Here is a 13,178-nt window from a genome sequence, read left to right on the forward strand (position 1 = left end):
ATTCAAAAACGAAAAGGATCGGGGGGAGTATAAATTGTTGGGGTTCTTGGGGTCATATCTTTTATATTGATAATGCGAGGTTTTAAGTCCAGTTCTTTGTCGATCTCTTCTATCCGCAGGATTGAGTGCACAGGGATGTAGAGTCGTTTCGTATTTTCGAATTCTTTTTTTAGAGAATCTTCGTTTGGATCCACAAGAACTTGAGATTTTTCACCGAAAACCAAGTCTTCAATTTCGATAAAGCCGAAGAGATTGCTTTGTTGGACGTTTTTTGCGAAAATTTCGTAGATCTTTCCTTGATTGTAAAACAAAATCTTAAATAACTTTTTCGTGATTTTATTTTCGCTCATAAAAGTTTAAAAAGACAAGTTTTTTTAAGAAACATTAAGTCAAATGAATAATGCTTTTTTTGTTTTTTACGATAACTAAAGAAGGAAAACGTATGCCTGCTCCTTTTGCTACTCCAAGTGCTTCAGGAATTGACGTTCCCAAAGTAATCAAACAATTAATTGAAATTGAACGAGAACCTCTACGACGCTTGGAAGAAGACAATCGTAGAAACGAAATCCGAATCCAAGCGTGGGAGGAACTCCGAACGAAAACCAAAAAATTAGTAGATACAAGCCGTGAGATCTATTCCTTTGCAGGTCCTTTTGCGATAAGAAAAATTGTTTCCGATGATGAAGGTTCAATCACGGGTATTGCTTCTCCCAATGCCGAAGAAGGGTCCCAGAGAATCCATGTTCATCAATTAGCAAAAGCCCACAAGATTCGTTCTAAAGAGATTTCTAAAAGTGAGGTTCTACCCAAAGGAAAATTCCAAATCCTCATTGATGGAAAAGAAACAGAAATCCAGTTTGCCGGAGGAAGTATCGAAGACTTGGAAAAAGCCATTCGCCAACAATCAGGGAAAAATGTTTCTTTTGAGCTCTCGAAGGTTCAGACATCAGATCAGAAAGTGGTGTTGGTTTTGACATCAAAAGTCATGGGAAGCAAAGGGAAGATTCAATTCAAGGACCCCGATGGAATCTTAAAACAAATTGAATGGATTGGTCCTAAGGGAAAAAAAGAAGAAATCCAAGAGATTTTAACCCTACAGAAAGAAAATCTATCGCCACAAACCGAAGAAATCCAAATAAAAGACAATACGGTCTTTTTCGAAAACACAAATCACTTTTCTTTGGATGTTGCTTTAAAAAATGTTTTAGAAGTTTCTTTTTCTTTTGAAGCTACCATTGAGGAACCCAAAGAAGAAGTAAGACCAACGATACATGTTGATCCTGTAATCAAAAAAGAAATTGAAGGGATTGAAATCACATTGCCTCAGATCGAACGAGTTCGTATTACGGAGCCAATGCAACCTCAAACTTACCAAGAAATCGGTTCGGTGAAAATTTTTTATGTTTCTCAAGGCATGATGAAAGAACAAAAAATCCCTTTGCAAAAAAACCAAAAGGAATACACCCTCAAACTATCTGATCAAGACGAAGGAGTAGAAATCACAAAAATAGAAATCTCTAAAAACTATAAAGGGAAAGGACAGATAGGTAAGTTCCAATACAAAACCCAAAAAGAAAAAGAGATTGTGTTTGAACCACTCCATGTGATTGAACCACCTCAAGATGCAGTTTTACAAGTAAATGGAGTAGAACTACGAAGGACTCAAAACGAAAACCTCGTGGACATACTACCAGGGGTTTCTTTGAATCTGCATAAAACCACCACAAGAGAAGTTGAAATTCGAGTGGAGCATGATGTCTCTAAAATCAAAGAGAAAATCAAAGAATGGGTGAATGCCTATAATGAACTTATAACGTTCATTCGAGATAATGATCAATTCCAAAAACAAGAGGACTTTCAGATTCAGCGTTCTGCGAATCCCAACGAAAAGATCGAAGATGGACTTCGAAAACTCGAAGATGCCAGTGGGATTTTTGCTGGGGATGCTACGGTTCGAAGGTTGGTTTCCCTTTTGGGTTCAATTGTATCGAGTGCTTATCCATCGAGAACAAATCCGGCATTTCGCACCTTACCACAAATTGGAATATCTACGGGGAAGCCTGGAAGTTCATGGCAGGATGTGAAGCGTGGACTTTTGGTCATTGACGAAGAGACTTTGGATACAGCATTGAAGAATCACCCTGATTCTGTGAAAGAACTTTTTTCTTCGGATCGGAATGAAGATGCCATCGTTGATAACGGAGTTGCCTACAAAACCTACGAGGAGTTGAGTCCCTATGTGAAAATGGCTGGTGGGATTATCACTTCTCGGATAGAACTCCTAAAAGAACAAATCAAAACCAACGAGAAGATCATCTATAACAAAGAACTCAGTATCATGCGAAAAGAAGATATGCTAAAATCCAAATTCGGAAACATGGAAGGAACCATCCAAAACATGAAGAATACACAAAAATTTTTAGAAAACCGACTCAAAACCCAAGACTAAGGAGAAGCTATGAAGTTATATATCAACGAAATGGAAATTCCTTATACATTAGAAAATGAAAAAACCCTATCGGATGTAGTGGAAGCTCTAAGCAAAAACCTTTTGGAGAAAAACCTTTACATTTTGGATTACTATGTGGAACTTCATGATGAAAACCAAAACAAAAGCAATAACAATAAAGATGTTCTCATCGATGATGTGGAAGCTCTGCATTTTATTGTAGGGAATTCCATGGATTTGGTGAGGTCCTCTTTGGAATCCCATTTGGAATTTTTGGATCGATTGGGAACAAAGATCTTCTTTTTAGAAGAAATACCAGAGAAAGAACATCAAGAAATCCAAAGGGCATTTCAGTGGATTAAAGAAAGTTTACCCCATATCGTAAAAAAACTCGATGTGGATGTGATGTTTTCTTACGTAGAAAGAGAGGGTAAGATTTACCACCTCAAAGAAGTGTTTGAAGCTTTAGAAGAAAACTTGGCAAAATTACCACATGTCCATCCAAAAGAACTGACAAGTTGGAAAAATGAAGTTTTGTCGTTACTTCGAGTTGTTCGTGTGTTTATCAATCAGAATTATTTGAATCTTCTGGCAAATTACTATACAAATGAAGAATTGGTAATCATCCTTTCGAACATGGAAAACGAAATCGACGATTGGATGAAAGCCATGGTTTCTATCAATGAATACATCCAAATCGGAGAGGATTTGAAAGCCTTCCACACGATTGAAAAACTCATGAACGAAATGGAATTGAAGTTATTTTTGTTTTCAGTGGCGTTTGAGCGTTCTTCTCTTTCTGATGACGAAAAAACCCATCATCGAGAAGTTCTTTCTTCTCTTTTGAGGAATTTTCATCAAATCGCTCAAACCCTTGAAAATACTGACTTCGTGATCTTAGGAGATACCTTCGAATACGAGATGATCCCCCTTTTGATGGAGTTGAAAAATATCATTCCAGAAATAAAAAAAACATTGACATAAGTATTTTATAGAAAAGGATAAGATTTGTGTCTTTTAATGTGGGTGAGCTCCTTCGGATTTTTTTCAAACACCATTTGTCGTTTGTTCCCATTGTGGATCGAAATCAAGGAGGAGATCATTATGTTTTAGGATTTTTATCACGTCAGAAGGTGTTTCATTTTGCCGCGGAGTCTGAGCGGTTAGAAAAAATGATGGAACGTATCCCTGATTTTTTTCTCGAAAAAGAAATCCCCCCTAATTCCCTTTGTGAGTTTTTTTCAAAAATCCCAATTCCTGTTTATGATGTTTATGCAAAGTTTGTAGAAAATTGGGACAAAGAAAAAGTTGATTTTTACATAAAGAATTTTTTATTCAGTTTGCAAGCACCCAGAAACTATCAGGCTCTTGATGACGTTTCCTCCAAAGAAAAAGAAAAGTTTGCCCTTTTAGAAAAGATGATGGCGTTTTTGCCTTTTCCTTTGATGGCGATGGATGTCCACTTTCGAACGATTTTTTATAATGAACTCTATCTTAAAGAAATTTTAGAAAAAGGTCCTTTCAAAAGGACCTTTGCTATTGCGGAGGCGTATTTCAAAGATTTTCTACAAACTGTTTTGATTGAGTCGGTGATGAGACCATCACATTCGACATATCTTTCCAAGGAATGGAAAGAACTTCCCTACAGAGTCTTGGTTGTGAACCTAACAGAGGACCAAGAAGTAACAGGGTATTTGTTTGTATTTGTGCCTTTTTTGGATATGAAAAAAAAACAAAAGGAACCATTGCTTCAACAAATCGAAGAAAAACTCAACTCGGGAAAATCATACGATGAAATCATTGAAGAACTCGAAAACCAAGTGATAGAATATTACTTGAAGAAAAATCAAGGGAACATATCCCACACAGCTAAGGAGCTACGGATAAAACGAACCACACTACAACATAAAATCAAGCGATTGAAAATCGAAAACCAAAACCCCCCTCAAGAAATAAAAGAAATAAAAGAAACTCAAGAAATTCAAGAAAAGAGAGAAACTTCTCAAACCCCAAGAGTAGCTACAAAAGAAAATTATAAAAACTCCTTGACAAAAAAAAGACGGAAAAAAATCCAACCCGACGATAATTAATTTAGCATATGAAGAGATTTTTTTTCAGTTTGTTGTTGGTAAGTAGACTTTTTGCTCAAAGTCAAGAAATCCAAGATATCAAAACCCATCCCGAAGTTATCAATTATCGTTTTGGGAAGGGGTTTCCGGATTTTGTTTTGGAGTTGGAGTTTTCTGAAGACACTCACTATCCCGTGAATCTACAAAAAGAGCAAATTTGGATTCAAGAAATTTATTCCCAGCAAGAGAGCACTTTTCATCCCAAGAGAATCGAAGTCTTAGACACCTACACCAAAGAAAATAACCAACAAACCAAAGAAAAAAAAGTATTTTCTGTTTTGTTGGATGCCACAAAATCACTGTCAAGAAAAGATTTCGAAACCCTCAAAGAAACGGTTCGAGATTTTATCGAAAATAACCCCAAACACGTGATTTCTCTTTATAAAATCCAGGGAGGGGCGAAATCCGTTCAGAACTTTACTTCCAACAACAAACGGCTCTTGGAAAAACTAGAAAAAATCGAACGAACGGGGAAACAAACCAAACTTTACGATGCCATCTATAAAGTGTTGTTGGATACCCAAAAATACGTGAACAAAAACCAAAGAAGTGTGGGTGGGATTTTCGTTTTTACGGACGGGAAAGAGGAAACCAGCATTTTAGAACCCAAAGACATTGAGGAGCTCATCATACATGGAACCAAGTTTGGAATTCCTATTTATTTTATTTTCTCTCATGCAAAGTATTCTGATATTTGGGTGAAAATCAGTTCCAAGACAGGTGGCGAAACCTTTTTTGTGAAAGACTTCTCACCCAGAGAAGTTTTTTCTTCTGAAGTTCCGGAAAATGGCAATGCCTTTTTGTCCCTTCGAAAAATCAAGCTGGAATATACGTCGAGTTTACCTGTTTGGGAGTATTTTCTGGCACCTGCAATCTCGACCAAAATTTTGATCAACACGGATCAAACAAAACCAAAAGAAACTTTAATCGAATACCGATATCCACTGCCGATGTGGTATCGATTGGTTTTATATGGAGTTTTGGCTTTTTTGGTAGTAATACTTTCATGGTTTTATTTCTATTATCGAAAGAGGAAGAAGATGGAAGAAAAAGACACCTCCAAAATGGAATTTCCTGAGCCCGAGATCACAAACGACATTTTCATTGACCTTCGAAGATACAAAGATGAACCCAAAAAAAAATACCAAGAAAGTGAGGAAAGACCCGACATTCCATTGTTAGCTCAAGCTTGGTTGGAGCCTTCGTATGCTCCCTATTTGGATGATCCCAAAGAGAGAAAAAAGTTCTCTTATGAAACCATGACTTTGAATCTCAAAGAAAAATCCTACATGGTTTTACAAGCAGCGGTCAAAGAAGCTCCGGCTTATTCTCACGGAGCTCTCATGAAAAAAGAACCCGGGATGGATCGAGAAAAGAAATTTGATTTATTCTTAGAAGAAGTCTATATCGGAAGTAGCACAGCTGCTCACATTCCAGTTCGAGATCCGGCGGTTTCTCCTATCCATGCCAAAATCAAAAAAATCGAAAATAAGTTCATTCTTTTTGATTTGATGAGTGTGGCAGGAACCTACTTGAACGGAAAGAAAGTTCTTCGTCCCATGCCGTTAAAACACAATGATGTGATTCGCATAGGACACACCATCTTTCGTTTTGTTGGAGAAGATTAAAATTTTATAAAACTAATTTATAAATTTTTTTAAACTTTTCTATAAAAACGTCAATTTCTTCTTGGGTGGTAAAAATGCCTGTGGAAAACCTCAGAGCTTGGAGGGCTAACTCCTCAGAAAAACCCATGCGTAATAGGGTTGTGGAAGGTTGCCTTGTCCGGGATTTACAAGAACTCCCGGTGGAAACGACGATCCCTTCTTGATCCAACGACAAAAAAAGAAAATCCATGTTTTCTATCGAAAGTTCGGGGAAGATGGCATATGTTGTGGTAGGAATGCGAAGGGAATCTTTACCAACAATTATGGCATTGCATTCTTTTATGAGGAAGTCCTCGATTTGTTTTTGGAAAGCTTCGTTTTTTCTGTAGGCTTCTTGGTTCTGCATTTGCCACGAAAAGGCATCGACTAAGTTTTTGATGGCAAAGAAATTCTCAGTGCCGGCTCGGTATTCATTTTCTTGAAGCCCTCCTTTGAAGAGAGTTTTGGGGGTTCTCAAGGTAGCCACAACGGAAGCTCCTAAACCTCCACCAATTTTGTGTCCATTGATGGTAAAGCCACCAAGAAATGAAAAATCCCAGGGACGTTTTCCCCCTATTTGGATGGTATCAGATATGAGGGGAAGGGAAAGTTGATGACAGACTTCTGCCAATTCTTTGATGGGTTGGATGACCCCAGTTTCGTTTGAAACAGCAATGCAACCGACGAACGAAATTTTTTCCCGGGGAATTTTATGCTCCTCAAGGACCTGAAAAACATCCTTAGGCTCAATGCGTCCAGTTGGGTAGGCGGGAAGAAGAAGTGTCTTCAAGCCCAGGATTTCGCAAGCACCATAAAAAGAATCATGCTCGTAGGGTGAGACGATGGCATAGGGTTTTTGAGGATCAAAAAAAGTAGCCACCATCTGGTGCACTGCTTCGGTTCCTGTGGAAGCAAAAACGAAAGAAAATCTGGATGTTTCTACGTGATAGTACTGTTGCAGGAGTTCTCGAAGTAGCCTTCGAGATTGTTCAATCACCGCGAAGTTCTTTTGAGAAAAAAAAGAAATCCCACTGGGATTTGCCCAATTCGAATAATAGCTTTCTAAATTGCTTCGAAGAAATTCCAATGGTGGGTGAGTAGAATTGTAATCCAAATAAATCATGGTTATAATAAAATCTTGTAGAAAGAACTTCAAAATCGAATTTTATTCTTTTTTGAATTGAAAATCAGGTTTTTTGCAAATTTTTAGCAACTACTGAAAAAAGAAAGAAGGAATTTATGGAACGATACTTCAAAGATTTCATCAAGAGCGTGTTTTCGTTGGGGATTTTGATCTTGTTGGTGTTCGCTTTTAAGCATTCGTTTTTGGATGCCAACAACATCCCCAGTGGTTCCATGATCCCAACGTTGAAGATTGGAGATTACTTGTTTGTCAATAAGATGCGGTTTTCGTTGTATTTTCCTTTTACGTATTTTGAGTTGGCTCGGATTGACGAACCCCAGAGAGGTGATATTGCCACTTTCGTTCCACCCCGTGATCCCACGAAAAACTACGTCAAGCGGATCATTGGGATGCCCGGAGATCGCATTCGGATCCGCAACGTCTCGATTTGTGATCCTGAGCTCCCCATTAAGCGAGCGACCAAAACCTTGTATCAATGCAATCAAGAGTTCGAAAGGAAACAGTGGATACCCGTGATCGCCTTTGTGGAATACAAAGAAAGGGATCAAGGCGAGTGGCGTCATTTTGAGATAGAAGAAATCAACTACGATGAAGCTGAAAAGATACTTCGTGACTCCGATAGCATCCGGGTATTATATCCCGATGAAAGAGGAATCAAAGTTGGCTTTTTGCCAGTTTTGTTTCGAGAGAACATCAACGGACGCATTCACTACTTTATTGAAACCTCTGAGGTGATTTTTCCTGACTCCATGTGTGAGGAAATTGAGACCGAAGGCTGCCTCATCCCCGAGAATCATTATTTTTTGATGGGAGATAATCGAGATGACTCTCAAGACTCACGATTTTGGCAAGTGGGCACAATCACTCGAGATCGGATTTTGGGAAAGCCTTTGGTGATCTATTTTAGCATCAACTGGAGGGATCAGCTCTGCTTTGCTTATTTTGAGTATTTAGGAGGGAAGGGAGGATTTCCCATCAAGGACTTTCCCCCCGAGGAACAAAAAAAATACTGCAGCTTTTACGATGTGCACCAATACGGAGAGGGAATTTTCGGCTACCTCTATCGAACGATATTTTACCGCATTCCAAGAATGGAGGTTCGCTGGTATCGTATCGGAACCCTGTTAGAATGAGAGCTGAGAAAAAATGAACTTTGAGGTTAAATCCCCTTGTACAGATCAGTTTGAGCAAGTTGAACAGATTGGCTGTTTTGCTTTTTTTAGAAGTTGAGTTTTTTAGCTTTTGATGTAACGTAAAAAAAGAAAAAAACAAAACACCGCAGAGCTGCGGTGTGAAAACTAGAATTCTTCATTGAGGGAGGTGCATTTTTGGTTTGCAAATTGGCTGGGAAGATTTTGACCATAGTAGCAGATAGCAGAAATAACTTTTGAGTTTTTCTTATAGGAGTTGTTAAGTGGTGATATATTTGAATTGTTAAACACTTGCTCCATTTTATTCACACAAGATTGTTCTGGAGGAGGGGGAGATTGTGCAAAGCCTTTAATACCAGATAGTATATTGTATCTCTCATACTCAGCGACTGAGGCTATTTGTAAAGTTTTCAAATCTTCTTCGTTGGCAATTTCATCGTTGGGATCAATATTAATGATAAAGTTCTTGCCCTCTTCTATGAGATTTTGAATGGGGTAGAATTTTATTTTATTGGGGTCAATGACATAAATTTGAAAAAAATCTAGAGGAAAAGTTTCAACTTGAGTTTTTATTTGCTCTATTTTTCCTTTTGTTTGTGGGCATTCACTTGTAAATTCAGCGTTAATGAGATTGATTAAAGATTGATAAAATTGTATAATCTTATTTTTTACTTCTTCTGGGGTTGTTCCTAGTAGAGGAAGTGCTCCAGTAACATTACATGCACCTTTTGGTAAAGGGCTTAAATTAGCCACATAATAAGTATTTCCTCCAGATGATTGTTTTGCCACAAATGCGCAATTCCCACTTCGTCTTTCTTGCTCAATCCTTTGCTGTTCAGTTACTGTGAATCCAAGAAGCAGCAATGGGGTTCTGTCGTCTTTCTTCTTTTGCTGGCAGTTAGCACCCACCAAACCTATGGCAACCACCAAAACAAAAAGGGTTTTTGTGATTTTCTTCATAGGTCCTCCTTATTTTAGTTTCGGAGTTAATTCATATTAAAACAATTATTACATTTTAGTCAACTAATTTTTCACATAGAAATGAATTTTTTTTAGCGTTTTTTATTTAATATTATTAATTGCAATAAAAATGCTATGAATTGGGTTTCATTTTCGCGAATTCGCAAAAAGCAATTGACTTGTTTAGAATATAATGCATATTCATGGTTATGAGAAGATTTTTGTTTGTGTTGGTTTTGCTATTTGGGTTTTGTGCTTCTCCTCAAAAAGAGGTTTCAACGACTCAAGAAACCACCGATAAAGCCAACGAGAAAACTGCAGAAGCCAAGAGGGGTTGCGTAGAAGGAAATTGCGTGGACGGTTATGGCAAATACGTCTACGACACGGGGGACGTTTACGAAGGGGAGTTCAAAAATGGTCTTCGTAATGGCAAAGGCAAAATGACCTACACCAACGGAGATGTCTTCGAGGGAACCTACAAAGACGACCTTCGAGAGGGAGAAGGCGTGTATCGATTCCAGAACGGAGAGGTTTTTAAGGGGAACTTCAAACAAGGACTACGGGAAGGAAAGGGAACGCATACCTTCGCTGATGGTTCAGTATATGAGGGAGAATTCTTGGGGGATGGTGTTTCTGGCAAAGGAGTCCTTCGTGTGAACGAAAATCAGGTCTTAGAGTCCTGTGAGCTCCAACAACGAAAGGTTTTGTGCGAGGTCAAACCCCAGTAGTCAGAAATCGATTCGCTCTTAAAGAAAATTCAAAAAATTTGTATCTTTCTATATGAACGAAACCAAACATTGGTTGGAGATTGAAAAAACTTATCAAGCTCTTCGCACACAACTCGAGGACATCTGGAAGAGTCACGAATTCGACTCCAAACTTGCCCAACTTCAAGACTTAGAACACCTCATGCAACAAGAGGGGTTCTGGGATGATCCCGAAAATGCCAGACGCATAAGCCAACAAAAAACTGCCATAGAAAAACAGCTGGAACCCTGGCTCAAAATCCGCCAATCCATCGAAGACTTCCCAACCTTGATTGAACTCGTCAAGGAAGAAGCCAGCGAAGAAAACCAAAAACTCCTCCTGGAAGAACTCCAACAGCTCCAAAGCACCATTGAACAAAAACTCATTTCGTTAGGACTCATGGGGGAGGATGACCACCGCAATGCCATTGTCACCATTGTGCCGGGAGCAGGGGGAACCGAGAGCCAAGACTGGGCAGAAATGCTGTTTCGCATGTATCAACGCTGGAGCTCCAAACATGGCTATGAGATAGAAATCATGGATTATCAACCCGGGGAAGAAGCCGGCATCAAATCCGTCACGTTTTTGGTCAAGGGAGAAAATGCTTTTGGCTACCTAAAGTGCGAAAATGGGGTCCATCGTCTGGTCCGACAATCTCCTTTCAATGCCAACAACAAGAGGCATACGTCATTTGCGGCTGTTCACGTTGCCCCCGAGATTGACGATAGCGTGCAAGTTGAAATCAACGAAAAGGACCTTCGGATTGATACGTATCGTTCAAGTGGTGCCGGAGGACAACACGTGAATAAAACCGAATCCGCTGTTCGTATCGTGCATATTCCCACGGGGATCGTGGTTCAATGCCAAAATGAACGCTCCCAGCATCGAAACAAGGAAATGGCAATGAAGCTCCTTCGCTCAAAACTCTACGAACTCGAGAAACAAAAAAAGAAAGAAGAAATCGAATCCAAAGCCGGCGAAAAGAATGACGTTTCTTGGGGGAATCAAATCCGAAGCTACGTATTTTTCCCTTACAAGCTGGTAAAGGATCTACGGACGGATTATGAAACCTCGGATGTGGAAAGTGTGATGGACGGCGAAATCGACGAGTTTCTAAAAGAATACCTAAAAATCCTCGCTAAAGAAGCATCAAAAACATGAAGTAGTGGTGCACGAAGCACCACCGAAGAATTTATCCTTTGGGAACCCAAGAAGTGCACCATCCATTCGGATGAATGGGACCTTTGATGAGATTACATCCACCGCAAGCTCCCTTGGTTTTTGGTGGAACCCAGAGCGCACAATTGCTACAGAGTTTCTTTGGGTCTGGGGATTTGTCAGTGTATTTGAGATCCTTTCTTTGCTTGATTTCCTCAGGCTTTAAGCCGGATACATCATCACACTTTGCTTGAGAAAAGAGCTCTGTTGTCAAGAGGGTTCCTAAACCAATTGCTCCAACGGTTTTGATAAAATGCTTACGGGATATTTTTTCGAAATCCATCCTAACCTCCATCGATAAGTTTAAGTTGTGGTTCGAAAACTAAATTGAAAAACATCATTGTCAATGGAAAAAAATTAAGTTTTCAAATTTCTTGATGAAAATGAATTTGAGATTCAGTTTCACATGTGATTAAATAAATAAAACGATTTTATAAAAAACTGCAAGAAAATTGAATTCGAATGAAAGATTTGGATTTTAGAGTAAATTCGATTTGATTTTTTTAGGTAAATTTTTTTTACGTCGATTATGGCCGGGCATTCCAAATGGGCAAATATCCGCCATCGAAAAGAGTCCGTTGATAAGCGAAAGGGTCGGTTGTTTGCAAAACTATCTCGGGAAATCATGGTGGCAGCTCGTTTAGGAGGAGCAGATCCATCGGGAAATCCTCGACTTCGCATTGCGATTTCCAAGGCAAGAGCCGCCAACATGCCATCGGATAACATCGAAAAAGCCATCAAGAAGGGGATTGGGGAGACCAGCGAACAAAACTACGAAGAGGTTCTTTACGAAGCCTACGGTCCCGGTGGAGTTGGGATTTTGATTGAAGCCATGACCGATAAGAGAACCCGCACAACCCCCGAAATCAAAAGCATCCTGAGTAAAGCCAATGCCAGCTTTGCCACCCCGAACTCTGTGTTGAAGTTCTTCGAAAAAAAAGGACAAATCTTGATTTCAAAAACTGCGATTGAAGAAAACAAACTCTTAGAAATCGCTCTCGAAAATGGAGCCGATGATGTGCGCATTGAAGACGAAAATTACGAGGTTCTGGTGGATCCAAAAGAATTCAGCAACCTCATGGAGGCATTCAACTCTCATGGCATCCCAGTCATTGAATCAGGGATTCGTTATCTGCCCATAGAAGGCACGGAAATCCAAGTGGATGCAGAAAAAGCCGATAAGATCCTAAAACTTCTTGATGTACTGGAAAATCACGATGACGTTCAAGCTGTTTATCATAATATGCTCTTCACGAAAGAAATCGAAGAGGTTTTAGCAAGATGAAGATTTTGGGCGTGGATCCGGGCTTAGAACGAACAGGCTGGGGTATCATAGAAACCAAGGATCGTCGTCTTTTAGAAGCAGGATTGATTACAACTGCTCCAGAGTTCTCTTTCCAGCGTAGGTTGTTTATCATTTCCCGGGACTTTGAATTTGTGCTTCATCGATACCCCATCCAGTGGGTTTACGTGGAAAAACTTTATTTTTCTTCGAAAACAGCCAAAAACATGGCTGATGTTCTCCAGGCACGAGGAGTGATTTTATCCGTTGTGGGAAAATACGAAATCCCACTTAAAGAAATCCCACCGACCCAAATCAAAAAATCCATCACCAACAACGGAAGAGCCAAAAAAGAAGACGTCATTCGCACCCTGAAAAAACTTTATGGCATTGAGGACCCAAGCTTCACGGATGATGTTTATGATGCCATTGCCGTAGCTCTGTCTTTTACT

General features: G+C 39.3%; 13 protein-coding genes. 9 read left to right on the top strand and 4 right to left on the bottom strand.

The window, feature by feature from the left end:
* Nucleotides 1–2: 2 nt before the first annotated feature.
* On the bottom strand, nt 3–350 hold the full coding sequence (locus tag NZ853_09975) for a DUF1820 family protein (protein MCS7206011.1): 348 nt from the start codon (nt 348–350) through the stop codon (nt 3–5).
* Nucleotides 351–442: 92 nt separating this feature from the next.
* On the opposite strand from NZ853_09975, the gene fliD reads away from it, so the two are divergent.
* From fliD to NZ853_09995, 4 genes are read left to right on the top strand one after another with little or no spacing between them, the layout of a single operon-like run.
* Nucleotides 443–2,449: a flagellar filament capping protein FliD gene (gene fliD, locus NZ853_09980; protein MCS7206012.1), complete on the top strand. Its 2,007-nt coding sequence runs from the start codon at nt 443–445 to the stop codon at nt 2,447–2,449.
* 9 nt (nt 2,450–2,458) lie between these two features.
* Complete coding sequence (locus tag NZ853_09985) at nt 2,459–3,433, top strand: hypothetical protein (protein ID MCS7206013.1); 975 nt, start codon at nt 2,459–2,461, stop codon at nt 3,431–3,433.
* Nucleotides 3,434–3,459: 26 nt separating this feature from the next.
* Nucleotides 3,460–4,539 carry a hypothetical protein gene (locus NZ853_09990; GenBank protein MCS7206014.1) on the top strand — a complete coding sequence of 360 codons (1,080 nt, stop codon included), beginning with the start codon at nt 3,460–3,462 and terminating at the stop codon, nt 4,537–4,539.
* 8 nt (nt 4,540–4,547) lie between these two features.
* Nucleotides 4,548–6,206 carry an FHA domain-containing protein gene (locus NZ853_09995; protein ID MCS7206015.1) on the top strand — a complete coding sequence of 553 codons (1,659 nt, stop codon included), beginning with the start codon at nt 4,548–4,550 and terminating at the stop codon, nt 6,204–6,206.
* Nucleotides 6,207–6,210: 4 nt separating this feature from the next.
* On the opposite strand, the gene NZ853_10000 is transcribed toward NZ853_09995, so the two are convergent.
* Complete coding sequence (locus NZ853_10000; protein ID MCS7206016.1) at nt 6,211–7,380, bottom strand: aminotransferase class V-fold PLP-dependent enzyme; 1,170 nt, start codon at nt 7,378–7,380, stop codon at nt 6,211–6,213.
* 83 nt (nt 7,381–7,463) lie between these two features.
* Between NZ853_10000 and lepB the strand changes: the two genes are divergently transcribed.
* A complete protein-coding gene (gene lepB, locus NZ853_10005) occupies nt 7,464–8,501 on the top strand; it encodes a signal peptidase I (GenBank protein MCS7206017.1) in 1,038 nt (345 codons plus the stop codon).
* Nucleotides 8,502–8,666: 165 nt separating this feature from the next.
* Here the strand turns inward: lepB and NZ853_10010 are convergent, their stop codons facing one another.
* The gene (locus NZ853_10010) at nt 8,667–9,479 is read right to left on the bottom strand and encodes a hypothetical protein (protein MCS7206018.1); all 813 of its coding nucleotides are present in this window, start codon (nt 9,477–9,479) and stop codon (nt 8,667–8,669) included.
* Between the two features lie 209 nt (nt 9,480–9,688).
* Here NZ853_10010 and NZ853_10015 point away from each other — a divergent pair, with 209 nt between their 5' ends.
* Both NZ853_10015 and prfB read left to right on the top strand, forming a co-directional pair.
* Nucleotides 9,689–10,207, top strand: a complete 519-nt coding sequence (locus tag NZ853_10015) for a hypothetical protein (GenBank protein ID MCS7206019.1) — start codon at nt 9,689–9,691, stop codon at nt 10,205–10,207.
* A gap of 52 nt (nt 10,208–10,259) precedes the next feature.
* Nucleotides 10,260–11,387 (top strand): peptide chain release factor 2, encoded by a 1,128-nt coding sequence (gene prfB / locus NZ853_10020; GenBank protein MCS7206020.1) that lies wholly within the window; start codon nt 10,260–10,262, stop codon nt 11,385–11,387.
* A gap of 31 nt (nt 11,388–11,418) precedes the next feature.
* On the opposite strand, the gene NZ853_10025 is transcribed toward prfB, so the two are convergent.
* Nucleotides 11,419–11,727: a high-potential iron-sulfur protein gene (locus NZ853_10025; GenBank protein ID MCS7206021.1), complete on the bottom strand. Its 309-nt coding sequence runs from the start codon at nt 11,725–11,727 to the stop codon at nt 11,419–11,421.
* A gap of 246 nt (nt 11,728–11,973) precedes the next feature.
* Here NZ853_10025 and NZ853_10030 point away from each other — a divergent pair, with 246 nt between their 5' ends.
* Nucleotides 11,974–12,729: a YebC/PmpR family DNA-binding transcriptional regulator gene (locus NZ853_10030; GenBank protein MCS7206022.1), complete on the top strand. Its 756-nt coding sequence runs from the start codon at nt 11,974–11,976 to the stop codon at nt 12,727–12,729.
* Nucleotides 12,726–13,178, top strand: a 453-nt coding sequence (locus NZ853_10035; GenBank protein ID MCS7206023.1) for a crossover junction endodeoxyribonuclease RuvC, incomplete at its 3' end; no start/stop codon positions are given. The genes NZ853_10030 and NZ853_10035, both read left to right, overlap by 4 nt.

The organism is Leptospiraceae bacterium (genome assembly GCA_025059995.1).
In the GTDB taxonomy this organism is placed as follows: domain Bacteria; phylum Spirochaetota; class Leptospiria; order Leptospirales; family Leptonemataceae; genus SKYB61.